Here is a 22,304-nt window from a genome sequence, read left to right as displayed (position 1 = left end):
GACGGCCCTGTCAGTTCGGGGACTCACCTCACGGGGTGGCTTGTCGCGCAGTTCCCCGCGCCCCTGGCGGGTGCGGCTACTACTCCGCCCGACGGTGACGGCCGTGCGGGTCGAGGTCCGGGGTCTCGTCCTCGGTGAGGTGCCCGCGGTGGCGACCGTGCGGGTCCTCCTCCAGGGCGGTCTCAGGGGTGATGTCGGTGAGGGCATCAGACATGAGAGTCGTCTTCTCCGTGTTTGTCATGTGTTCTGTCGTTACTGCCGAGGGCCCACCCTAGTGGCCCGCAGGAAGCTCGCCAGCAGCTCCTGCAGCAGTGGCGCGCCCTCCTCCGCCAGGACCTCGTGGCCCGCACCCGCCGCCTCCACGTACTGGAAGTCGACGCCCTCGATCCGGCCGATGCGCAGCAACTCCTGCCGCAGCGCCCGGGACTGGGTGACGGGGACCACCTCGTCCTGTGTGCCGTGCACGACCAGCAGCTCCGCCATCAGGCGGTGGCACAGCAGCAGCACGTCCCGTGGGCCGTCCGGCAGATCCGTGGTCGCGCCCATGCGCTCGGTGAGGCCGCGCACCGCGGGGCCCGCCTCCGCGGCGAGGCGCGCGCCGGAGAGGAAGGGGGAGACGGCCGCGACCCGTGCCACCAGATCCGGCGCCGTGCCCGCTGCCAGCAGCGCGAGGAACGCGCCGTAGCTGACGCCGAACAGGGCCACCCGCTCCAGGCCCAGGGACTCCCGCTGCCCGCCGATGCTCTGCAGCATCGTCAGCACGTCCTCCAGATCGGGCCCGCCCCAGGCGTGTTGGACGGCCTGGGCGTGGTCGACGCCGTAGCCCGTGCTGCCACGCTGGTTGGGGGCGACGACCGCCATGCCCTCGGCGGCGAGCCGCTGCAACGTGGGCTCGAACTCCAGCCGCCAGGCGTCGGCCGGGCCGCCGTGCAGGGCCATCACCAGGTGCTCGGCGGTGAGCCACTCCTTGCCGCCGTAGACGACGCCCTCCAGCGGGCCGGCCGCGCCCGGCAGGGTGACCGCCTCCGCGGCCTCCCACGGGCGGCCGTCGCCGCGCCGGGTGCTGCCGTCCACCCGCCAGCCGGTCTCGACGGGCTGCGGTATCACCTGCACCACGCTCGCCAGCCCCGCCCGGCCGCCCTGGACGGGCGCCAGGCGCGGGGACTCGGGCTGTGGCACCGGCCGGGTCTCGCCGCTCAGCAGCAGGTCGACGTCGATCGAGGCCATCGCGGCGGGCTGGTCGGGGGCCGAGTAGGGCATGCGCAGGCCCGCCGCCGACCAGTGGGCGACCCCGCCGAAGCGCCCGGGCGGCACCGGCAGCGGCTCCAGCCGCATCGTGCCGGGCTCCCAGAGGGCCAGCGTGGACCCAGCGCCCCAGTCGGCCTGGACGGCGACCCGGTTGCGGCCGGGCTCGATGGCGACGGGGCGCAGGAAGTGCAGTCCGCCGCGCAGGCACTCCGGGAAGTGCGGTGGCTCCTGGGTGCCGAGCCGGCCCCAGCCGAGCCGGTCCTCGCCCGGCGCGTCGCTGCGGACCAGCACCAGGCCGGTGGCCGGATCGCAGGCCGCGAGCCGGTCGTTGCTGTCGGCGGTCAGTTCCAGCAGCGGGGAGAGCCCCCCGGTGGCGAGGTCCAGCACGACCGTCTTGACCCGGCCCGAGCCGTCGCCGTGCCGCTGCAACTGGTCCAGGCCCAGCAGCCGCCCGCCCTGGTCCAGCCAGACGCCACCGCCGTACAGGCCCGGCAGCTCGGCCACCTGCTGTGGTGCGGAGACGCCGTTCGCGCTGATCAGCCAGACCGAGGTGGACGCCTCGCCGTCGGTGCCCAGCGCCACCGCCACTGGCGCGCCGGGCGCCGGAGCGGGCAGCGGCAGCAGGCGCAGCCCGGCCCGCTGGATCCGGCCCGCCGAGAGATCCGCCTGGCCGTCGAGGCCGCGCACGATCAGCTGCTGCTGCGCGTACGGCCCCGAGCTGTCGTGACGGCAGATCAGCACCCGCCCGTCGGTCAGCGAGACCAGCTGCGAGTGCACGTCCTCCGAGCGGCGTCCGCCCGCGCCGGGGCGCAGCGGCTGTGGCGCGCAGACCTCGCCGGGCTGCCCACCCAGCCGCCAGCTCTCCACGAACCACCGGCCGTCGGCCTCCGCCGCCAGGCAGGCGGCGTGTGAGCCGTCGGCCGCGAAGGTGAAGCTGACCCGGCGCAGTGCGGCGGAGGGAGCCGCCGGGCCGGTGGCGGCGGCGGTGAGTCGGGGGACGGTCAGGGGGATCGCGGTCATGGATGCACCACCGCAGCTCGGCCGGGACGGCACGCGTCGCCGGAACGGAAGTAAGGAGGCCGTACAAGGAGGACGTACGGGGAGTGCGTGCGCAGCGTTCGGTAGAGCTCACGAGAGCCGCTCGCGTCGTTCGAGTCACGACGTTCGAGATCGAAACCTGGTCGGGCCCTCCGCGGTGGGGCCCGGCCGCACCACCGAAGCTACTGACGGGCGTGCGTCGCTCGCACGGGATCGCGGTTACATCACTCGTACGGGTGGAGCTCCGGTTCGTCCCGTAACCTCGCGCGATGTCCGACGGGGCCACCGCGCCGCGATACCCTCGGACACGTGCCCACACTCTCCGACGTCCGCCGCGCCCTGGACGAGCTCTACCCGCCCGCCTGGGCGGAGTCCTGGGACGCCGTCGGTCTGGTCTGCGGCGACCCGGAGGACGAGGTCAGCCGGGTGCTCCTCGCCGTGGACCCGGTGCAGGACGTCGTCGACGAGGCGATCGCCTTCGGCGCGCAGCTCGTGGTCACGCACCACCCGCTCTACCTGCGCGGCACCACCACCGTCGCGGCCGACACCTTCAAGGGCAAGGTCGTGCACACGCTGATCCGCCAGGGGATCGGCCTGCTCGTCGCGCACACCAACGCCGACCACGCCGACCCGGGCGTCTCCGACGCCCTCGCCGAGGCCGTCGGCCTGCGGATCACCGGCCCGCTCATCCCGGACCCGAGCGACCCGGCGGGGCGCCGCGGCACCGGCCGGATCGGCGAGCTGCCGGAGGCCGAGCCGCTGTCCGCCTTCGCGGCCCGCGTCGCGGCCGGCCTCCCGGCGACCGCCCAGGGCGTGCGCGCGGCCGGAGACCTGGACAAGCCGATCCGCCGCGTCGCCGTCTGCGGCGGCTCCGGCGACAGCTTCTTCGCCGAGGTCCGCGCGGCCGGGGTCGACGCCTACGTCACCGCCGACCTGCGGCACCACCCGGCCTCCGAGGCCCGCGAGCACGCGGACGTCGCCCTGGTCGACGCCGCCCACTGGGCCACCGAGTGGCCCTGGCTGCGCAGCGCCGAGAGCGCGCTGCTGGCCGTCTCCGACAAGCACGGCTGGGGCCTTGTGACGCGGGTGTCCACCCACGTCACCGACCCCTGGACCGCGCACGCCCCCATGTCTTTCGCACCGACCACCGCCTGAGGAGCTCCCCCTGAACGCCGCGCCCGCCGACCAGATCCGCCTGCTGGACCTGCAGGCACTCGACTCCCGTCTCGACCAGCTCGCCCACCGCCGGCGGACGCTGCCCGAGCACGCCGAGATCGAGCAGCGTTCCACCGACCTCGCCCAGCTGCGCTCGCTGACCGTGGCCGCCGAGACCCAGCTCAGCGACACCCAGCGCGAGCTCACCAAGGCCGAGCAGGACGTCGACCAGGTGCGTCAGCGCGCCGCCCGCAACCAGAAGCTGCTCGACTCCGGCTCGGTCGGCTCCGCCAAGGACCTCACCAACCTCCAGCACGAGGTCGGTTCACTGGCCCGCCGCCAGAGCGACCTCGAGGACATCGTCCTGGAGATCATGGAGCGCCTGGAGTCCGCGCAGACCCGCGTCAGCGAGATGACCGGCCGCCGCGACCACGCCGAGAGCTCCGTCAAGGAGGCCGAGGACAAGCGCGACGTCTCCTACGGCTCGATCGACGCCGAGGTGGAGAAGGTCACCCGCGACCGCGAGATCCTGGCCGCCGCCATCCCGGCCGACCTGATGAAGGTCTACACCCGCCTGCGCACCCAGCAGGGCGGCATCGGCGCGGCCCGCCTGTTCCAGCGCCGCTGCGAGGGCTGCCGGGTCGAGCTCTCCATCACCGACCTCGGCGCCGTGCGTGCCGCGGCCCCGGACGAGGTCGTCCGCTGCGAGAACTGCGGGCGCATCCTGATCCGCACCTCGGAGTCCGGTCTGTGACGACCGGCGGGAACGCTTCGGGGGGTCGCCGGTTCGTGGTCGAGGCCGACGGCGGGTCGCGGGGCAACCCCGGGCCCGCCGGTTACGGCGCCGTCGTCCGCGACGGCGACACCGGTGAGCTACTGGCGGAGGCGGCCGAGTTCCTCGGCCGCGTCACCAACAACGTGGCGGAGTACCGCGGCCTGATCGCCGGGCTGCGGGCCGCCGCCGCGATCGACCCGACCGGCACGGTCGAGGTCCGGATGGACTCCAAGCTGGTCGTCGAGCAGATGTCCGGCCGCTGGCAGGTCAAGCACCCGGACATGAAGCCGCTCGCGGCCGAGGCCCGGACGGCCTTCCCGGCCGGGCGGGTGCAGTACCGCTGGATACCGCGCAAGGAGAACAAGCACGCGGACCGCCTTGCCAACGAGGCGATGGACGCGGGTCAGGCGGGCCGCGCCTGGGAGCCGAAGGCCGCCCCGATGCGCCCGGCAGCGGTGGAGGAGCCCCTCGCCGAGCCGAAGCCCGCCGTCCCCGTGGGCTGGGCCGCGCCCGCGGACATGGGCAAGCCCACGACCTTCGTGCTGCTGCGCCACGGTGAGACGGCGCTGACGCCGCAGAAGCGCTTCTCCGGCAGTGGCGGGGACGACCCGGCCCTGTCCGAGCACGGCCGCTGGCAGGCGGAGCGCGCCGCCGCGGCCTTCGCCGCGCGCGGCACGATCGAGGCGATCGTCAGCTCGCCGCTGCGCCGCTGCCGGGAGACCGCGCAGGCGTCCGCCGAGGCGCTGGGCCTGGAGGTCAGGATCGAGGAGGCGCTGCGGGAGACCGACTTCGGTTCCTTCGAGGGCCTCACCTTCGCCGAGGTGAAGGAGCGTCAGCCGGAGGCGCTGGACGCCTGGTTGGCCTCACCGAAGACCGCCCCGCCGGACGGCGAGAGCTTCGTCGCGGTGAGCCGCAGGGTCGCCGCGGCCCGCGACCGCCTGCTGGCCCGCTACGCCGGCCGCACGGTGCTGGTCGTCTCGCACGTGACGCCGATCAAGACGCTCGTCCGCCTTGCCCTGGGCGCGCCGACGGAGTCCCTCTACCGGATGGAGCTGAGCGCGGCGGCCGTCTGTTCCGTCCAGTTCTACGCGGACGGGAACGCCTCGCTGCGGCTGTTCAACGACACGTCACATCTGCGCTGAGCGAGGATGGTGGGGAGGCCCACACCTGCCCTGCACAGGCTCCGCAAAGGTGTGGCTGACTGGTCATGCACATTTAACCGACGTCATCTTCTGGCGCAGTCTACGCGCGTGGTGTCCTCGTGGGAGCTGGCTCTCCGTCAACTCCCCTAGGAGAAACGCATGTCTCGCAAGGGCATTCGCCGGACGACCGTCGCTCTCGCCGCGGGCGCCGCGGTGTTCGCCGGGGCACTCCCCGCCCACGCCGCGAGCTACTCGGCCTTCGCGTTCAACCTCGGCACCACCGAGCCGACCATCTACAGCTTCATCAACTCGGCGACCAAGACGCTCGACATGACGATGTACGAGCTCAGCGACACCACCGCCGTCAACGACCTGATCGCCCGCAAGAAGGCCGGCGTCACGGTCCGGGTCATCCTGGACCACAAGGAGACCTCCACCAACAGCTCCGCCTACACCGCGCTCAAGAACGCTGGCGTGGGCGTGGTGTACTCCTCGACGTCCTACGTCTACACCCACCAGAAGACGATCACGGTCGACGGCGCCACCTCGCTGGTCCTCACCGGAAACCTCACCGCGAAGTACTACCCGACCAGCCGCGACTACGGCGTCTTCGACCACGACGCCAACGACGTCGCCGCGATCGAGAAGGTCTTCAACGCCGACTACGCCCACACCTCGGTCACCCCGGGCGACGGCGACAACCTGCTCTGGTCGCCCACCGACTCGCGCAGCCGCCTGCTCAGCGTCATCAACGGCGCGACCAAGACGCTCGACGTCGAGGAGGAGGAGTTCAGCGACCCGACGATCGTCAACGCCATCGCCGCCCGCGCCTCGGCCGGAGTCCGCGTGCGGGTCGTGCTGGAGACGCCCGGCAGCTACTCCAGCGAGGTCGCCCAGATCGACAACGCCGGTGGCACGGTGGTCGGTTACTCCTCCAGCACCGGCTTCTACATCCACGCCAAGGCGATCGTCGCCGACTACGGCCTGGCCACCGCGAAGGTCGAGGCCGGGTCGATGAACATCACCACCAACTCGCTCGACAACAACCGCGAGCTCGGCATCATCCTGACCGACAGCGGGGTGGCGTCCACCGTCGAGACCGCCTTCGCGAGCGACTACGCGGGCGGCACGCCCGCGTAGTCGTGCAGGCCCGGCCTCACAGCTCGGCGACGACCACGTCCAGCGCCCACGGCTTCCCGGCCGTGGGCGCAGCCGCCTCCACGGTGAACTTGGCGTCGCGCAGCGCCTCCACCAGCTCGGCCGGCGAGCCCGGCTGCGCCCCGGACTCCAGCAGCCCCCGCAGCAGGCGGCCCTTGGTGGCCTTGTTGAAGTGGCTCACCACGGACCGCTTGGCCACGCCGTTCACCACCCGCTCGTGCAGCACGCGTACGGTGGCCGTGCGCGAGGCGATCTCCCCCGTCGGCTTCCACAGCGCGCCGTACGCGGAGGAGCGCAGGTCCAGCACCAGCCCGTCCCCGGCCAGCTCCGGCATCGCGGCGGCCATGGGCCCCCGCCAGTGCGCGCCGAGCCCGCCGAGCGGCGGCAGCTTGACTCCGCCGGAGCAGCGGTACGGGGGGATGCGGTCGGTGATCCGCACGACGCCCCACAGGCCGGAGAAGACGACGAGGCTCTCCTCCGCGCGGGCCCGCGCGTCCGGCGCGAGGTCGGCCAGGCCGAGGTTGTCGTAGAGCACCCCGGTGTACAGCTCGGCGGCGGGGAGCGCGGGAGCGGTCCGCAGCTCCGCGTTCCGCGCGAGCTCGCCCCGCAGGCCCTCGCTCAGCCCCAGCACGTCGAGCGCGACGGTCTCGTCCCCCCGGGAGAGCGCGACCAGCGCGTCCAGCACGGCCTCCCGCGTCTCGGTCAACCCGGGCAGCACCAGCGACCCGAGGTCGAGCCCGGGCCCCTCCCCACTCGCAGCCTTCCCCTCCGACGGCGGCAACAGCACCAGCACTGAGCGACTCCTCCGAACACGGTCTTCCCGCGCACAACCTTATGCGGTTGCCGAGGTCGCTCAGGTAGCTGCACCAGCTGAGGGGCGGGAGGCTCTGCCGATGTACGGCTTCGCCGCGTGGGCGCGACAATCCCCCAGCCTCCGGCCGGGGGACCCTCCCACCGCCCTGAGATCCCGAGCGAGCAGGGCCGTTCGCCTCAGGTGGGTGGCTCGCGTCCACGCAGGGCGCACAACCCGGCCGAAAGCTGGGGGAGGAGCCGTACATCGGCAGAGCCTCGCGCCCCTGGAGGTGCGACCAGCGGAGAGTGCACAGGGTGTCCGTGTGGCGGGACGCGATCACGGTTCGGTTCGGGCACCGGGTAGCGTGGGGATCACCATGAACGCAAAGACTGCCGCCACCGCAGCCACCGCCGTCCCGCCCGTCGCCGCGACCCTCGAGCCCGAGACGCCGACCCTTCTGGTCAAGGTCTTCGGCAAGGACCGTCCCGGTCTGACCACCGAGCTGTTCACCGCCCTCGCCGACTACGGCGTGGACGTCGTCGACTTCGAGCAGGTCGTGATCCGCGGACGGATCGTCCTGTGCGCCCTGGTGACCGCCCCCGCCCGGGACGGGGAGCTGCGGGCGAACGTCCACCAGTGGGCCGACAGCCGCAAGCTGCAGGCGGAGGTCATCTCCGGCCTCGGCGACAACCGTCCCCGTGGTGAGGGCCGGTCCCATGTGACGATCCTCGGAAACCCCCTCCCCGCCGGTGCCCTCGCCGCGCTGACCGGGCGGATCACCGAGACCGGCGCCAACATCGACCGCGTCTTCCGGCTGGCGAAGTACCCGGTCACCGCCGTGGAGCTCGCGGTCTCCGGCGCGGAGACCGCGGAGCTGCGGGCCGCGCTCGCGCCCGAGGCGGCCGCACAGCAGGTGGACGTGGCCGTCGTCGCCGCGGGGTTGCAGCGCAAGGCCAAGCGCCTGGTGGTCATGGACGTCGACTCGACGCTGATCCAGGACGAGGTGATCGAGCTCTTCGCCGCGCACGCGGGCTGCGAGGAGAGGGTGGCCGAGGTCACCGCCGCCGCGATGCGCGGCGAGCTGGACTTCGCGGAGTCGCTGCGCGCCCGCGTCGCCCTGCTGGAGGGCCTGGACGCGGGCGTGGTCGACAAGGTCCGCGCGGAGGTCCGGCTGACCCCGGGCGCCCGCACGCTGATCCGCACGCTGAAGCGCCTGGGTTACCAGGTCGGGATCGTCTCCGGCGGGTTCACCCAGGTCACCGACGATCTCGCCGAGCGGCTCGGCCTGGACTTCGCCGCCGCCAACACCCTGGAGGTGGCCGACGGCCGCTTCACCGGGCGGGTCGTCGGCGACATCGTGGACCGGGCCGGCAAGGCCACCATGCTGCGCCGCTTCGCCGCCGAGGCGGGTGTGCCGCTGGAGCAGACGGTGGCCATCGGCGACGGCGCCAACGACCTCGACATGCTGAACACCGCCGGGCTCGGCGTCGCGTTCAACGCCAAGCCGGTCGTCCGCGAGGCCGCGCACACCGCCGTCAACGTGCCGTTCCTTGACACGGTGCTCTACCTGCTCGGCATCTCCCGCGAGGAGGCCGAGGAGGCGGAACAGGAGGCGGACGCGGCAGGGGAGCTCGGCGCGCCGTAGCGCCGCGGGCGGGACGCGTCCGGTCACCATCGTGGGATGCACCTGCATCTCGTTCCCGGACGCACCGCCCTGCTCTTCATGCTGGTGGCCTTCGTGCTCACCTTCACGATCACGAGGCTGATCGTCCGCATGATCCGGTCGGGGCGGGGGCCGTTCGGCAACGTCGCGGTCGGCGAGCTGCACGTCCACCACCTGGTGCCGGGCATCTTCCTGCTGCTGATCTCCGGCGTGGTGGAGTTCGTGGCCGCCCCGCACGGGCTCTTCCGCGACTGCGTCGCCGCCGCCTTCGGGGTCGGTGCCGCGCTCACCCTGGACGAGTTCGCGCTGTGGCTGCACCTGTCCGACGTCTACTGGGCGGAGGAGGGCCGCACCTCCGTCGACACGGTCGTGGGCGTCGCGGCGCTCGGCGCGATCGGGCTGCTGGTCTCCAACCCGTTCGCCCGCCAGCCGGGCGAGGGCGCCTGGTTCTTCTTCTCCTTCATCCTGCTCAACTGCGCCCTGTCGATCGTCTCCGCCCTCAAGGGCCGGTACTTCCTGGGCGTGGCTGGTGTCCTGCTGCCCTTCCTGGCGCTGTGGGGCGCGCTGCGGCTCGGCTACCCCGGCTCGCCGTGGTTCCGCCGCTTCTACGCCGAGGGCAGCTCCAAGCGGGCCAGGGCCGAGCGCCGCGGCTCCAGGCGGCGGCTCTCGGACCGGCTGAAGGCGGCGGTCAGCGGCCTCCCCGAGCGCCGCTGAGCCTTCGGGGGTGCTTCAGGTGGTGCTTCAAGGGGTGCTCACCCGAAGTCGTTCGCGATCACGTTCTCGATGTTCCGCTCCGCCAGCGCGGTGATCGTCACGAACGGATTGACCCCGGTGCTGCCGGGGATCAGTGAGCCGTCGGTGACGTAGAGGCCGGGGTAGCCCGGCAGCCGCCCGTACAGGTCGGTGGCCTGGCCCAGCACGCAGCCGCCGAGGGGGTGGTAGACGAAGTCGTCGCCCCAGGTCTTGTAGACCCCGAAGAGGTCGGTGCGGTAGATCGTCCCCTCCGCCTTGTTGATCCGGTCGAAGACGTTGGCCGCCGCCGTGATCGAGGGCTGCGTCCACGAGGCCTGCCAGCTCAGGTCCACGCCACCGCTGCCGGGGTTGTAGGTGAAGGTGGCCCGGTTCGGGTTCTTGGTGATCGCCAGGTAGAGGCTGATCCACAGCTCGGTCCCGGCCGGAAAGGGGGAGATCTCCGCGAAGCACGGGTAGGTCGGGTCGTTCCAGTTGTCGATGCCGCGCACCGGCATGCAGGCTTGCAGCGAACCGGTCGGCGCCCACAGGTAGTTGGCGCGCGCGACCATGACGTTGCCGTTGTTGCCCCACCCCTGGCCGACGGCCGCGGGCAGGTCCGGCAGCCGTCCGGTGTCGCGCATGGTGACCAGCAGCTTGCTGGTGCCCACGCTGCCCGCGCCGAAGAACACCTTGTCCGCGGTGACCGTCTTGACCGCCACCACGTTGCCGCCCGTGTCCAACTGCTCCATCTGCACGCTGTATCCGGAGCCGACCGCGGCGGGCGCGACGGAGGTGACCTTGTGCAGCGGGCTGATCGACAGCCGTCCGGTCGCGGCGGCCGCGGCGAGGTAGGTCTTGTCGAGCGACTGCTTGCCGTGGTTGTTGCCGTAGATGACCTCGCTGGCCAGCGCCGAGCGCGGCGCGCTCCCGGCCAGCTCCCGTTGCATGTACGGGAAGCTGTAGACGTTGGGCACGAAGACGGTGCTGAATCCTGCGTCGCCCGCCTGACTGGAGCCGACCCGCGCGTACTGGTAGCAGCTCGCCGAGTTGTACCAGCTCGGGTCGACGCTGTTGGCGCCCAGTCCCGCGTTGGCACGCGGGTAGTAGACGTCGTACATCGCGTCCGCGTCGACCCGCGGCAGGATCTCCTCGAAGTACCAGCGCTTGGGCACCACCGCCATGCCGCCGTTGACGAGAGACCCGCCACCCACGCCGCGTCCCTGGTACACCCGGGTGTTGGCGAAGTGCTCGGAGTCCAGCACGCCGGTGTAGGAGGAGATGCTCTTGTTGTACGGCGCCCCGAGGAAGTAGCTCACCGGCTGGTCCGTCTGGGTGCGCAGCCAGTAGGCGCGGCCGTCCGGGTTGAGCATGTTGCAGAAGATCTTGCCGTCACTGCCGGGCGTGGTCCAGCTCTGGCCCATCTCGACCATGGCCACCGGGATTCCGGCCTGGGTGAGCCGCAGCGCGGTGACGGCACCGCCGTAGCCGGTGCCCACCACCAGCACCGGCACGTGGTCCCCGCTGCTCAACGCCCGCGCGGGCGTGGCGGCGGCGGCCGTCAGCAGCGTCGGCGCGGCCAGCGTCCCGGCGGTCACCGCGGCCCGGGAGATGAACTGACGCCGCGACAGGCCCGGTTTCCCTGCGCTGTTTCGAACCCTTTCGGGCATAACCCAACCACCACCGATCATCGACAGAACCCGGCTGATCTGACCAACGGCGCGGAAATGCCGCCCGGATCAGCCTGGTTGGCGAGTTCACGATCGCGGCGCGGCGACCTGGAATTTCGCCCGGCGGGGTGAAGAAGTCAAGAGAGAACGGAGGTCAGGTCTGCGCTCCCGGCAGGCCGATCGGGTTCCCCCGGGGCGGGATACCGGCCGTGTGCAGCAGCCGGGCCGGCTCAGCCAGCCGCTCCAGCAGCCGCGCGAGCGCGACCGGGTCGGCGCCGGCGCCGCTGACCGGTCGCAGCAGCCTGGCCGCCAGGCGGTCCGTCGCGTCCTCGATCTCCTGCCGCTGAGCCGCGCCCTGCGGCGTCGCCCGACCACCCGCGTCCACGAGGCCACGAACGGCCAGCCGTTCGCTCGCCACCGCCCACTCGTCCTCGGTCCAGCCGCGGTCCACACGCATCGTCTCGGCGGGCACCCGGCCCGTCGCCGCAGCCAGCACCAGCGACTCGATGCCGTCCAGGCCGTGGTCGGCGAGCACCGCGAGATGTGCGTCGCCACGGAACTCCCGCAGACTGGTGGCCAGTTGCCACAGGCGCTCGACCGGATCACCGATCGACGCGTGCAGCGGCTGGTTCGCGGCGAACAACGGCCGGGCGAGGGTGGGCGCGTCCTCGACCATCGCGGTCAGCGCCGCCGAGGGTGTCGCCAACTCCTCCGCCAGCTCCTCGATCCCCGGCACGGCGCGCCGCAACGCCGCCGCGCTCGCGCGTCCCCGTTCCGCGACGGCCCGCTCGGGCGGGACCACCTCCCACGCCGCCGGCAGCGCCCTCGCCACCGTGCCCGGCGCGAAGGCACCCAGCACGGACCCGGCCAGTGCGGCCCCCACGGCACCCAACGGGCCCACCCGCAGCGGGAAGTAGCTGTGCCAGAAGCCCTTGAGGCCCAGGGACCGGCCCAGCGACCGGCACTCGGGGTCGAAGTAGACGACGGCGTGCAGGGGTTCGGTCCGCAGCCACAGCGTGCGGGCGGCCTCGGCGGGGGAGGAGGGTGCGGCAGGCGTCATACCCCGACGCTACCGGGACCGCCGCGGACGCCGCCGTCCGGACCGCGGCTCGCGCGGGCCCGCCCGCGGCTCGCAGCGGTCTGTCGCAGCCGCAGCCGCAGCCGCAGCCGCAGCCCGCAGCCCGCGGCTCGCAGCCCGCGGCTCGCAGCCCGCGGCTCGCAGCCGCAGCCCGCAGCCGCAGCCTGCGGCCGCAGGCGCGCCTGAGAGAAGATCGACCCATGACCGATGCCGTATCCGCCGTATCCGCCATGCCCGAGGCGTTCACCGTTCGCCGGATCACCGCCGGAGAGTGGCGTGAGTTCCGCGCGCTGCGCCTGGAGGCCCTCAAGGACGCGCCGACCGCCTTCAGCAGGAGCTACGGCGAGACGGAGCTCCTCGCGGACACGGCCTGGCAGGCCCAGGCCACCGAGGCTGCCACCTCGGCGTCGACCGCGCTCTTCGTGGCCGTCGGCCCGGCTGGTTCCTGGATCGGCATGGCCGGTGCGGCCCCGATCCCCGACGTCCCCGACCACGCCCACGTCTACTCCGTGTACGTGACCCCGGCCCGCCGCGGCCCGAACGGACCGGCCGCCGCGTTGGTGAGGGCGGCCGTCGCCTTCGCCGAGTCCCACATCGAGGTCGGGCACCTGACCCTGGGCGTTCACGAGTCGAATGTCCGCGCCCGCTCCTTCTACGCCCGTCTCGGTTTCGAACCGACCGGCCTGCGCGTCCCGTACGCGCTCAACCCGGCCGAGCGCCTCGTCATCCTCGGCTACCCGGCCTTCCGGCCCCCGGCGCGCTGACGCCGCGTCGGCGCCGCGCCCCGGAGACCGGGCGGGCCGCTACTTGAAGACGTGCACCAACTGCGGGTTGTTCTGCATGCTGAAGACCGGCACCAGCACCTGCTTGCCGTGCACGGTGAGGACCTTGTCGACCTCGGGCGCGAGCAGCCAGTTGCCGGCGTGGTTCAGCACGGCGTGGCCCTTGAGCAGTTGGACCTTGTGGTGGCCCGGCTTGGTGCACACCAGACGCTTGAACGACTTGTTCAGGTTGTCGGTGGCCGTCAGGCAGGCCACGATCAGGCCCTTGTAGCCGTCGACCTCCCCGTCCAGCTGGAAGGTGAAGGCCTTGCCGGCGTGGATCGACCCGGCGTAGCCGAATCCGAGCGCACCGCCGTACCCGCCCTGGTGCGTGGCCGCCGACGCGGGCATCGCCGCGGCGCCGACGAGCCCGGCGGCCAGTGCGACCGCGGTGAGCGTGCGCTTGAAGCGCATCCTGTTTCCCCCTCGTTCGAGTGAAGCTCCGGATCTTGCGCGGCCAGTACAGACCACTCGCACCGCGCACGAAACATCAACGATCACGAGCCCCCCGACCGGCGGTCCAACACCCGCCGTCCGACGGGGGTGCCGTGGCTGTGGAGGCAGCTCGCTAGGATGCCGTCTGCTCACGGACAGCCGCGGAGACGCGATCACGGAGGGGGGAACGACCATGGCGGTGGACGACCTGCCGGGCCCGGTGGTGACCTTCCTCAACGTGATCGGCGTTCCCTGGCCCTATCTCAACGAGGACGACGTCCGCCATTTCGCGACCATGGTCCGCGCGTTCGGCCAGGCCGTGGAGCAGACCCACCAGGACACGACGGCGGCCCTCGCCGGCTTCGCCCAGGCCTACCAGGGCGCGGCGACCCAGCGGATGCAGGCAGGCTGGGCGGAGCTGTCCGCGCGGCACGTCCAGGAACTGGTCGAGGGCTGCCGGATCCTCGCTGACGCCCTCGACATGGGCGCGGACGTCATCGTCGCCCAGAAGGTCGAGGCCCTCGCGGAACTCGTCGCCATGGCCGCCACCTTCGTCGCCGACCAGGCGGCGGCGATCGCGACGGCGGGCCTCGCGGAGGCGGCGGTCCCGGTGATCATCGAGACGGGCAAGGCGCTGCTGGAGACGCTCAAGCAGCAGATCATCCAGTACATCACCGGCCAGATCATCGAGGCGGCGGCCAAGCCGCTGTTCGCGAAGATCGAGGCGGCGATGTCCGGTCTCGACTGGTCCCAGACCTCCGGCTCCGGCGGCACCGGCACGGTCGAGGGCTTCTCCCTCGACCACGCGACGGCCGGTGCCCACCTGGAGATCCTCCGCGGCCACGCGGAGACCTTCCGGGGCCACGCCCAGACCCTGAACAGCGGCCTCGAAGGGCTGGCCTTCTGATGGGGGCCGCCGGGGGCGAGGAGCGGGCCCTGTTCCAGGGCCTCAAGGGCGACGTCGAGCAGATCGTGCCGAACATCGCCCACCGCACCGCGCACGTCGTCGACGACGCGGTGGACAAGGGCACCCGCAACCTCGCCGCCCACGCCGAGAACGAGGCCCGCACGGCGGCCGACCTCCGCGCCAAGCTCCCCAAGGACAAGCCCGTCCCGGCCCCACGCGCCGGCGACGCCTCCAAGATCGACCACGCCCTCACCGGCGGCGACGTCCACGCCCCGGCGGACGTCGCCACCCCACGCTTCGGCAACGACGCCCTGCGCGACGGCCCGAACGCCGACCAGGAGATCGACAAGGCCCTCGAGGGCACCGGCATGAGCCGCGCCGAGTACGACCGCCTCCGCCTCAGCCCCACCAACGACCTGACCCCCGAGGAGATCCGCCAGGTCGCCGCGGTCCGCAACAAGATCCGGATCAGCGACGGGCAGATCATGACCAAGGTCGTCAGGGCGGACGTGAAGGACGCCTTCCTGAGGAACGACAAGGGGTTCTACGGTGGCAAGTTCGACCCCGGCGCGTTCAGCAACTCCATCGCCCGTGGTACGGACACCGCAGACCTGAGGACACCGGCGCAACTTCGCGACGGTCTCGCGCTGGACGACAAGGGCCAGGGCTGGACACCGATCGCCGACGGGGCATCGGAGGCCTACCAGTTGCGGTTCGAGGCCCCGAAGGGTTTGGGGGACCGCGCGGTGCCGAGCTACGGGGCGGTCGGTGACACGAAGGTCGACCCCTCGCTCCAGGGGCAGGCCGACTCCGTTGCCACGATCGCTTCGGGGCACGACGCCGGAGGATCAGTGATGGCCGATCCGTTCACGGGCACCGGCTACACCGCCGGTGGTGTACCCGAGTGGCTGGCTCCACTGGGGACGCGGTTCCCCGGCCGAGCGGAGATGTGGAAGATGACCGCCGACGGTCGCGAGACCATGATCGGTTACTACGACCGTGGCGCCTGGACCGAGGTGGGCTCATGACCGAGAGAATGCTCCACCGCGCCGGGGAGTACGCGGTGTACCAGGGCAACGTCTACCTCGTCTTCGGCGACAGCAGCTCGTCCGTGGTCTCGCTCGCGCTGGAGGAGCCGGACGATCCGATCCCCGCTGGTCTCGATCCCGATCCGAGCGCCCCGCACCGGGTCTTCTGGGCCGATCCGTCGCAGCTCGACGACTGGTACCGCACCCGGTGGACCTTCCGGTGGCGCGACCAGCCCTTCGAGGCGATCGGCTCAGGGGAAGGGCGGATCACCGGCTGGTACGCCGGACGCGAACGGTGGTTGATCGAGGACCATCTGGAGCGGATGGAGGCGAGTGCCTGGACCGGCACGTTTCCGCTCGCGGAGGTCACCGACCTCACCGAGCACCGGGAGGACCTGATGGCGGCCTGGAAGGATGAGCACCACCGATGACCGACACCACCTCCACGGCGGGCCTCTCCCCGCGCACCGTGATCCAGCTGCCGATCACGCGCGCCCTCGCGCAGCAGTACGTCGCCAACGCCGTCGTCCCGGGCCTCTTCGAGCCGTACCGGATGTGGGGCCTGTGCTCGCGCATGGTGGACGTCGCCCGCGTCGACTCCGGGGCCCAGGCGCGCGCAGTCCACGGCCTCGCCGAGGCAGGCACTGAATTCCCCGAGGGGGACGGCCTCTTCGTCATCCGTTTCCTCGCGAGCTGGCCGGGACTGTTCCGCGCCTCCTTCGGTGGCGCGACCACCGTCGGCGCCGCGCGCCTCGGTTCGGAGCTCGTCCTGCCCGACCCGTTCCTCGGCACCGGCTACACCAAGTACGCCCCGGCCGCCGTCCCCGAGTACTGGATGGAGCTCGCGGAGGTCCCGATCGGCGCCGAGATCTGGCACATGACCGAGCAGGGCGGCGACGGCTACGAGCAGGGCCTCGCCCGCTACGCGGGCCGTCACACCGGCTGGCACGCCTTCCCCACCGCCGCGCAGCGCGGCCTCACCCCCGCTCCCGGCCCAGCTCCCGCGCCGGACGGCGCGATCGCGCGCGGCCTCGGCGCGGTGGTCCAGGGCGACGCGTACCCGGCCGACTTCGGACCGAACGACGGCGAGCTGACTGCCTACCGTGCCGCGCCGGACGGCACCATGATGTCCCGTCAGCTGGACGGGGCGCAGTGCGACGACGTCTTCCTCCGCCGCCTGCTGACCACCTGGCGCGGCGTCGACTTCGAGGTCCTCGCCGCCGGCCCGGACACGGCGACCCTCGCGCTGGCCACCGCCAACACCGAGCACGCCGCCGCCCTCGCCCTCACCCCGGCCGGACGCCACGCCTGGCGTGCGCAGGTGCCGCGGGCGGAGCTGGGTGAACTCACCGAGAAGACCCGCCGGATCGACGTCCAGGACCTGTCCGCCTGAGCGGGTTGTGCCGGGGGAGGAGCAGGAGGAGCCATGGCCAGGATGCACGCGGACGAAGCGGAGACCGACGCCGGCCTCGTCCGGCGGCTGCTGGGCGCCCAGTTCCCCCGGTGGGCGGACCTGCCCGTCACCCGCATCGCCTCCGGCGGCACGGTCAACGCGATCTACCGTCTCGGCGCGGACCTCTCGGTCCGTCTGCCGCTCCGTCCAGGCGGCGCCGAGACGGTCCTGATGGAGGAGCGCGTGCTGCCCCAGCTGGCACCGCTGCTGCCGCTGCCCGTCCCGGAGGTGGTCGCCACCGGCGTTCCCGGCGAGGGCTACCCGCACGCGTGGGCGGTGCACCGCTGGATCGAGGGCCGCAACCCGGTCGAGGGCCGGCTGGACGACCCCGAGGGCGTGGCGCGCGACCTCGCCCGGTTCGCCGTCGCGATCCGGGCCATCGACCTCCCCGACGGCCCGCCCGCCCACCGAGGCGCGCCGCTGATCGCCGAGGACCGGGAGATGCGGGCGGCCATCGAGGCGCTCCGCCGCACCGACGAACCCTTCGACTGCGACGCGATCACCGCCGCCTGGGACGAGGCCCTCGCCGCGCCCACCTGGCCCGGCCCGCCGTGCTGGACCCACTCCGACCTGATGCCCACCAACCTGCTGCTCACCGGCGACCGCCTCTCCGCGGTCATCGACTTCGGCACCGTCGGCATGGGCGAACCGGCCACCGACCTCATCCCCGCCTGGAACCTGCTGCCGGCCTCGGCGCGCGGCGTCTTCCGCGACGGGGTGGACGTGGACGAGGCGACCTGGGCCCGGAGCCGCGGCTGGGCGCTGTCCATGGCCGTCATCCAGCTGCCGTACTACCGCACGACCAATACGGTCATCTCCGCCAACGCCCGCCACGTCATCCGCGAGGTCCTGGCCGGCTGAGACGGCACGGCCGTGAGGATTCCCCGAGGAGGACCGCGCGGAGTGTCGATCCGGGCCGAGCCCGTTCGTAGTGGTGGTATCAGCCCGGCAGCACGCCGGATCGACCCGCAACGCCACGAGGAGCGCGTCATGAGCACCACGACCACGACGAAGATGTACCTGCTCTCGGTCCACATGGTCGACGGCCAGGAGCCCCCGTCCGAGGAGGCCCTGCAGACCATGTACGCGGACGTGGACATCTTCAACGAGAAGCTCCAGGCGGCCGGTGCCTGGGTGTTCGCGGGCGGCCTGCTGCCGGCGGACATCGCCACCGTCGTCAGCGCGCGGCCCGACGGAACGGTGCTCACCACCGACGGTCCGTTCGCCGAGACCAAGGAGCACCTGGGCGGCTTCTGGGTGGTCACGGCGGCCGACCTGGACGCCGCGCTCGCGCTCGCCGCGGAGGGCAGCAGGGCCTGCCAGGCCCCCGTCGAGGTGCGCCCGTTCCAGGACGACACGGCGGAACTGCAGGGCTGAGCCGGTGTCCGACGACGCCCCGCGCGACCGCCGCGCCGCTCCGTGCGACCACAGCGCCGCCCGCGGCGAGACCGAGCAGGTCTTCCGCGCGGAGTACGGCCGGTGTGTGGCCGCCCTGATCCGCTTCCTCGGCGACATCGACCTCGCCGAGGAGGCGGTGCAGGACGCCTTCGCCGTCGCCCTCGAACAGTGGCCGCGACGCGGCCTGCCGCCGAACCCCGGCGCCTGGATCACCACCACCGCCCGCAACCGCGCGGTCGACCGGCTGCGCCGCGAGGTGTCCCGGCCCGACCGCCACCGTCAGGCGCAGCGCCTGCTCGACGCGACGGCGACCACCCCGGAGGAACGCGCGGCGCAGGAGGGACCCGTGTCCGACGACCGACTGCGACTGCTGTTCACCTGCTGCCACCCCGCCCTCGCACCGGCCGCCCAGGTCGCGCTCACGCTGCGCCTGCTCGGCGGCCTCCAGACCGCCGAGATCGCCCGCGCCTTCCTGGTGCCGGAGGCGACCATGGCGCAGCGCCTGGTCCGCGCCAAGCGCAAGATCAGGGACGCGGGCATCCCGTACCGCGTCCCGCGCGAGGCTGAGCTGCCGGACCGCGTGCGCGGCATGCTGGACACCATCTACCTGGTCTTCAACGAGGGTTGGACCGCGTCGACGGGCCAGGAGCTGGTCCGCGAGGACCTGTGCGCCGAGGCGCTTCGGCTCGCCCGCGTGCTGGTCGAGCTGATGCCGGACGAGCCGGAGGCAGTCGGCCTGCTCGCCCTGCTCCTGCTCACCCACGCCCGCCGTGCCGCGCGGACCGGCCCGGACGGCTCGTTCGTCCCGCTGGAGGACCAGGACCACGCACGCTGGGACCACGACGAGATCACCGAGGGTCGCACCCTGGTCCGCGCCTGCCTGCGGCGCGGGGCGCCGGGCGCGTTCCAGATCCAGGCCGCGGTCAACGCCGCGCACGGCGACGAGTCGCTCTCCCGCCAGGACCGCTGGGTCCAGGTCCTGGCCCTCTACGACCTGCAACTGCGCCTGGCCCCGACACCCGTGGTCGCCCTCAACCGCGCGGTGGCCCTCGCCGAGGTCTCCGGCCCGGCCTCCGGCCTCGCGGCCGTCGAGCCCCTCCGCACACCCCTGTCCGGCTACCAGCCCCTCCACGCCGCCCGCGCCGACCTCCTGCGCCGCGCATCCCGCGCCTCGGAGGCGGCCGCCGAGTACCGCACCGCCCTGGAGTTGACCGCGAACGCGACGGAACGGGCCTTTCTGGAACGGCGCTTGGCCAGCCTCGGCGGGGAGGGCTGACCCGGCGCTCCCGGAGGGGCGCTGCCGCCCGACCGTCACTGCGGTGCGTGGGCCGGGCCCATCGAGGTCCCGAGCCAGCCGGGTTCCCGGCCGGGGAAGGTCGCCACCTCAACCTGGGTGAAGCCGTGGCGCTCTCGAGAAGAGGCAGTCCCACCGCCGACCGCCACCGCCACTCCGGGCGAGGAAGTCGGACCGATCGCGAGGGGAGTCCAGGGAACTCGCTCGGGGAAAACCGCAGGTCAGCCGCCTGAACAAGCCAGTCGGAGAGAATCAGTGGGCAAAGTCCGATGGGCACGCGCAGCAAACGCGCAGGTCAGCAATGCAGCGCGCCTTCGGCGTGCGCCGGGGGCGGGTAAATCCCGGGCGCGTGCCGTGGGCGCGTCTGTGCGCCGTGGGCGGGTGGGCACGGTGGCCGGGAGCATGGTGGTGCCGTCCCGGCCAACACCGGTGCCCCTGTGATACCTCGCAGTTCGTAGGTCAGCATGGTGGTGAGGGCCGCCACGGGAACCGTGGACTGTTGCCTGAGCACGAGCGTCAGATTCCTGATCCACCAGTGCCCTCCCGGGGCGGCACCCGTCACGACCACCGCCGACCCGAGGGGAGCGGGCCATGGAGATCCTCCACGAGCGCTGCGCGGGCATGGACATCAGCAAGCGTGACGCCAAAGTGTGCGTCCGCGTGCCGAACCCGCGCCGCAAGGGCAGCTTCACCGCAACGACCACCACCTGGGGCGCGACCACCGGTGCGGTCCTGGATCTGCGCGAACACCTACTCGCCGCCGGCGTGACCCTGGTTGCCATCGAAGCCACCTCCGACTACTGGAAGGGCTTCTACTACCTGCTGTCCGAGGGCCTGAACGTCATTTTGGTCAACGCCCGCCAGGCCAAGAACCTCCCGGGCCGCAAGACAGACGTCTCCGATGCTGCCTGGTTGGCCCAACTCGGCGCGCACGGCCTGCTCCGGGCATCGTTCGTCCCCGACGAGCCGGTACGGGAACTGCGCGACCTGACCCGCACCCGCACCCACCTGACCCGCCAGCGCGGCCAGATCGTCCAGCGCCTGGAGAAGCTGCTGGAAGACTCCGGGATCAAGCTCTCCTCAGTCGCCTCCGACATCACCGGAGTATCCGGGCGCGCGATGCTGGAATCCCTGATCGCAGGCGAGCGCGACCCGCAGACCCTCGCCGACCTGGCCAAGCGCAGGATGCGGCACAAGATCCCGGAACTGGCCCAGGCACTGGACGGGCGCTTCCGCGAACACCATGCCTTCCTGGCCCGGCTGCACCTGGACCACTACGACCAGATCACCACGGCGATCGACCAACTCACCGCCCGGATCGAGGAGGCGATGGCCCCCTTTCGTCCCGTCCTGGAACTCCTCGACACCATCCCCGGCATCAACCGGGCGGTCGCCGAGGTTGTCGTCGCCGAGACCGGAGGGGACATGAGCCGGTTCCCGACCGCGAAGCACCTCGCTTCCTGGGCCGGGGTCTGCCCCGGCCACCACGAATCCGCCGGCCGCGCCAAGAGCACCAAGGTCCGCCCCGGCAACCCCTACCTCAAAGGCGCTCTCGGCCTCGCCGCCCTCGGGGCCAGCCATACCAAGGACACCTTCCTGCAGGCCCGCTACCGACGCCTGGTCGGCCGCCGCGGCATGATGAAGGCCCTCGTCGCCGTCGAGCACTCGATCATCACCGCGATCTGGCACATGCTCACCACCCGCACGCCCTACCACGACCTCGGCGGCCAGTACTTCGCCCAGCTCAACCCCGAACGCACCGCCCAACGCGCCATCACCCAGCTCAACCAGCTCGGCTACAGCGTCACCCTCAACCCGCTCGACCCCGCAGCCTGAACAGTCACCCCCGCCCCGACAGCGCACCGCGCCGCCGGGACCACAAGCCTGTCCACGCCACCCCGACCTGGGGCTATTTACGCGTCAGCGGCCTGAGCGGCGGACGAGTCGGCCTGTACGCCGGGTTTTTCTGCCCCACCGCTCTGACCTGGGCTTACGTGGATCGGACCCGCTCTGACCTGCTGCAGGAGGCAGTCAGAGGCAGTCGAAGGCAACCAGAGGCAGTCAGAGCCAATCACTCTGATTCGACCCCGATTCGACCCGGTCGATTTGGAGGCAGTCGGAGCCAGTCAGAGGCAGTCACTCTGGCTCGCCGCTGGCGGCCTCCTGCCCCGCCGCGAGAGTGACGTCTGCCTTCGAGTAGTGCCAGGGCAATACGAACGCCCCCAGGATGACCGTCCTGGAGGCTTCGCTGGCACCGATCGGAGGTCGGTACCGAACACCACCCGTGATCTTGGCGGTCTGCGGTGGTGTTCACGTCCTTGCGAGACGTCACCAGAATGCCAGACCGCACCGCCCAGTCCCTCGACTCGCCCGAGATGGCTCTGCCAACTTCGAGGCAGTCAGAGGCAATCAGAGGCAGTCACCACGCACTTCTCGGTTTCGACCGGCTTCCCCCGGCTGCGGTCGACCTGATTCTGCTGGGTGTCCTGACCGGCCGCTACGCGACCGGAAGCTACACC

The 22,304-nt window shown here is 72.2% G+C and carries 21 protein-coding genes; 15 read left to right on the top strand and 6 right to left on the bottom strand.

Annotated elements, in window-relative coordinates:
* Nucleotides 1-79: 79 nt before the first annotated feature.
* Nucleotides 80-214, bottom strand: a complete 135-nt coding sequence (locus ABH931_RS03030; RefSeq protein ID WP_370109586.1) for a hypothetical protein — start codon at nucleotides 212-214, stop codon at nucleotides 80-82.
* A gap of 38 nt (nucleotides 215-252) precedes the next feature.
* Nucleotides 253-2,268 (bottom strand): alpha/beta hydrolase family protein, encoded by a 2,016-nt coding sequence (locus tag ABH931_RS03025; RefSeq protein WP_370109584.1) that lies wholly within the window; start codon nucleotides 2,266-2,268, stop codon nucleotides 253-255.
* 327 nt (nucleotides 2,269-2,595) lie between these two features.
* Here ABH931_RS03025 and ABH931_RS03020 point away from each other — a divergent pair, with 327 nt between their 5' ends.
* The 4 genes from ABH931_RS03020 (at nucleotide 2,596) to ABH931_RS03005 (ending at nucleotide 6,498) form a co-directional block, all read left to right on the top strand.
* Nucleotides 2,596-3,441 (top strand): Nif3-like dinuclear metal center hexameric protein, encoded by an 846-nt coding sequence (locus tag ABH931_RS03020; protein WP_370109582.1) that lies wholly within the window; start codon nucleotides 2,596-2,598, stop codon nucleotides 3,439-3,441.
* 10 nt (nucleotides 3,442-3,451) lie between these two features.
* Nucleotides 3,452-4,195, top strand: coding sequence for a zinc ribbon domain-containing protein (locus tag ABH931_RS03015; RefSeq protein WP_370110042.1), 744 nt, complete (start codon nucleotides 3,452-3,454; stop codon nucleotides 4,193-4,195).
* Nucleotides 4,196-4,230: 35 nt separating this feature from the next.
* On the top strand, nucleotides 4,231-5,358 hold the full coding sequence (locus ABH931_RS03010; RefSeq protein WP_370109579.1) for a bifunctional RNase H/acid phosphatase: 1,128 nt from the start codon (nucleotides 4,231-4,233) through the stop codon (nucleotides 5,356-5,358).
* A 159-nt stretch (nucleotides 5,359-5,517) separates the two neighbouring features.
* Nucleotides 5,518-6,498: a phosphatidylserine/phosphatidylglycerophosphate/cardiolipin synthase family protein gene (locus tag ABH931_RS03005; protein WP_370109577.1), complete on the top strand. Its 981-nt coding sequence runs from the start codon at nucleotides 5,518-5,520 to the stop codon at nucleotides 6,496-6,498.
* A 16-nt stretch (nucleotides 6,499-6,514) separates the two neighbouring features.
* Here ABH931_RS03005 and yaaA read toward each other — a convergent pair whose 3' ends face one another.
* Nucleotides 6,515-7,309, bottom strand: coding sequence for a peroxide stress protein YaaA (yaaA, locus tag ABH931_RS03000; RefSeq protein WP_370109575.1), 795 nt, complete (start codon nucleotides 7,307-7,309; stop codon nucleotides 6,515-6,517).
* Between the two features lie 376 nt (nucleotides 7,310-7,685).
* On the opposite strand from yaaA, the gene serB reads away from it, so the two are divergent.
* The gene (gene serB, locus ABH931_RS02995) at nucleotides 7,686-8,954 is read left to right on the top strand and encodes a phosphoserine phosphatase SerB (RefSeq protein ID WP_370109574.1); all 1,269 of its coding nucleotides are present in this window, start codon (nucleotides 7,686-7,688) and stop codon (nucleotides 8,952-8,954) included.
* Nucleotides 8,955-8,990: 36 nt separating this feature from the next.
* Complete coding sequence (locus tag ABH931_RS02990; RefSeq protein ID WP_370109573.1) at nucleotides 8,991-9,686, top strand: hypothetical protein; 696 nt, start codon at nucleotides 8,991-8,993, stop codon at nucleotides 9,684-9,686.
* 38 nt (nucleotides 9,687-9,724) lie between these two features.
* On the opposite strand, the gene ABH931_RS02985 is transcribed toward ABH931_RS02990, so the two are convergent.
* Both ABH931_RS02985 and ABH931_RS02980 read right to left on the bottom strand, forming a co-directional pair.
* Entirely contained in the window at nucleotides 9,725-11,371 is a 1,647-nt protein-coding gene (locus ABH931_RS02985) for a GMC oxidoreductase (protein WP_370109572.1), read from the bottom strand.
* A gap of 154 nt (nucleotides 11,372-11,525) precedes the next feature.
* Entirely contained in the window at nucleotides 11,526-12,431 is a 906-nt protein-coding gene (locus ABH931_RS02980) for a hypothetical protein (protein WP_370109571.1), read from the bottom strand.
* Between the two features lie 218 nt (nucleotides 12,432-12,649).
* Between ABH931_RS02980 and ABH931_RS02975 the strand changes: the two genes are divergently transcribed.
* Nucleotides 12,650-13,213 carry a GNAT family N-acetyltransferase gene (locus ABH931_RS02975; protein ID WP_370109569.1) on the top strand — a complete coding sequence of 188 codons (564 nt, stop codon included), beginning with the start codon at nucleotides 12,650-12,652 and terminating at the stop codon, nucleotides 13,211-13,213.
* 39 nt (nucleotides 13,214-13,252) lie between these two features.
* On the opposite strand, the gene ABH931_RS02970 is transcribed toward ABH931_RS02975, so the two are convergent.
* Nucleotides 13,253-13,684, bottom strand: a complete 432-nt coding sequence (locus ABH931_RS02970; protein ID WP_370109567.1) for a hypothetical protein — start codon at nucleotides 13,682-13,684, stop codon at nucleotides 13,253-13,255.
* A gap of 214 nt (nucleotides 13,685-13,898) precedes the next feature.
* On the opposite strand from ABH931_RS02970, the gene ABH931_RS02965 reads away from it, so the two are divergent.
* From ABH931_RS02965 to ABH931_RS02930, 8 genes are all read left to right on the top strand, one after another.
* Nucleotides 13,899-14,612 carry a hypothetical protein gene (locus tag ABH931_RS02965; protein WP_370109565.1) on the top strand — a complete coding sequence of 238 codons (714 nt, stop codon included), beginning with the start codon at nucleotides 13,899-13,901 and terminating at the stop codon, nucleotides 14,610-14,612.
* Complete coding sequence (locus ABH931_RS02960) at nucleotides 14,612-15,640, top strand: hypothetical protein (RefSeq protein WP_370109563.1); 1,029 nt, start codon at nucleotides 14,612-14,614, stop codon at nucleotides 15,638-15,640. Before ABH931_RS02965 ends, ABH931_RS02960 begins: the two co-directional genes overlap by 1 nt.
* Entirely contained in the window at nucleotides 15,637-16,071 is a 435-nt protein-coding gene (locus ABH931_RS02955; protein WP_370109561.1) for a hypothetical protein, read from the top strand. Before ABH931_RS02960 ends, ABH931_RS02955 begins: the two co-directional genes overlap by 4 nt.
* On the top strand, nucleotides 16,068-17,033 hold the full coding sequence (locus ABH931_RS02950; protein WP_370109558.1) for a hypothetical protein: 966 nt from the start codon (nucleotides 16,068-16,070) through the stop codon (nucleotides 17,031-17,033). The genes ABH931_RS02955 and ABH931_RS02950 overlap by 4 nt, the downstream gene beginning before the upstream one ends.
* Before the next feature lie 42 nt (nucleotides 17,034-17,075).
* Nucleotides 17,076-17,954: an aminoglycoside phosphotransferase family protein gene (locus ABH931_RS02945; protein WP_370110041.1), complete on the top strand. Its 879-nt coding sequence runs from the start codon at nucleotides 17,076-17,078 to the stop codon at nucleotides 17,952-17,954.
* A gap of 129 nt (nucleotides 17,955-18,083) precedes the next feature.
* A complete protein-coding gene (locus ABH931_RS02940) occupies nucleotides 18,084-18,470 on the top strand; it encodes a YciI family protein (RefSeq protein ID WP_370109556.1) in 387 nt (128 codons plus the stop codon).
* Nucleotides 18,471-18,474: 4 nt separating this feature from the next.
* Nucleotides 18,475-19,767, top strand: coding sequence for an RNA polymerase sigma factor (locus ABH931_RS02935; RefSeq protein WP_370109555.1), 1,293 nt, complete (start codon nucleotides 18,475-18,477; stop codon nucleotides 19,765-19,767).
* Nucleotides 19,768-20,376: 609 nt separating this feature from the next.
* Nucleotides 20,377-21,621, top strand: a complete 1,245-nt coding sequence (locus tag ABH931_RS02930; protein ID WP_370109554.1) for an IS110 family transposase — start codon at nucleotides 20,377-20,379, stop codon at nucleotides 21,619-21,621.
* Nucleotides 21,622-22,304 lie beyond the last annotated feature (683 nt).

Origin of the sequence: Streptacidiphilus sp. MAP12-33 (assembly GCF_041261265.1) — a bacterium.
Taxonomy (GTDB): Bacteria; Actinomycetota; Actinomycetes; order Streptomycetales; family Streptomycetaceae; genus Streptacidiphilus.
Note: the sequence above shows the minus strand (reverse complement) of the source record. Positions and strands in the feature narration are given on the sequence as shown.

Coding starts and splice junctions, on each gene's coding strand:
- ABH931_RS02985 (WP_370109572.1), bottom strand. CDS start 11,371: ATGCCCGAAAGGGTTCGAAACAGCGCAGGGAAACCGGGCCTGTCGCGG.
- ABH931_RS03005 (WP_370109577.1), top strand. CDS start 5,518: ATGTCTCGCAAGGGCATTCGCCGGACGACCGTCGCTCTCGCCGCGGGC.
- ABH931_RS02930 (WP_370109554.1), top strand. CDS start 20,377: ATGGAGATCCTCCACGAGCGCTGCGCGGGCATGGACATCAGCAAGCGT.
- ABH931_RS02950 (WP_370109558.1), top strand. CDS start 16,068: ATGACCGACACCACCTCCACGGCGGGCCTCTCCCCGCGCACCGTGATC.
- ABH931_RS02990 (WP_370109573.1), top strand. CDS start 8,991: ATGCACCTGCATCTCGTTCCCGGACGCACCGCCCTGCTCTTCATGCTG.
- ABH931_RS02970 (WP_370109567.1), bottom strand. CDS start 13,684: ATGCGCTTCAAGCGCACGCTCACCGCGGTCGCACTGGCCGCCGGGCTC.
- ABH931_RS02980 (WP_370109571.1), bottom strand. CDS start 12,431: ATGACGCCTGCCGCACCCTCCTCCCCCGCCGAGGCCGCCCGCACGCTG.
- ABH931_RS02940 (WP_370109556.1), top strand. CDS start 18,084: ATGAGCACCACGACCACGACGAAGATGTACCTGCTCTCGGTCCACATG.
- ABH931_RS02960 (WP_370109563.1), top strand. CDS start 14,612: ATGGGGGCCGCCGGGGGCGAGGAGCGGGCCCTGTTCCAGGGCCTCAAG.
- serB (WP_370109574.1), top strand. CDS start 7,686: ATGAACGCAAAGACTGCCGCCACCGCAGCCACCGCCGTCCCGCCCGTC.
- ABH931_RS02975 (WP_370109569.1), top strand. CDS start 12,650: ATGACCGATGCCGTATCCGCCGTATCCGCCATGCCCGAGGCGTTCACC.
- ABH931_RS02965 (WP_370109565.1), top strand. CDS start 13,899: ATGGCGGTGGACGACCTGCCGGGCCCGGTGGTGACCTTCCTCAACGTG.
- ABH931_RS02945 (WP_370110041.1), top strand. CDS start 17,076: ATGCACGCGGACGAAGCGGAGACCGACGCCGGCCTCGTCCGGCGGCTG.
- ABH931_RS03030 (WP_370109586.1), bottom strand. CDS start 214: ATGTCTGATGCCCTCACCGACATCACCCCTGAGACCGCCCTGGAGGAG.
- ABH931_RS03025 (WP_370109584.1), bottom strand. CDS start 2,268: ATGACCGCGATCCCCCTGACCGTCCCCCGACTCACCGCCGCCGCCACC.
- ABH931_RS02955 (WP_370109561.1), top strand. CDS start 15,637: ATGACCGAGAGAATGCTCCACCGCGCCGGGGAGTACGCGGTGTACCAG.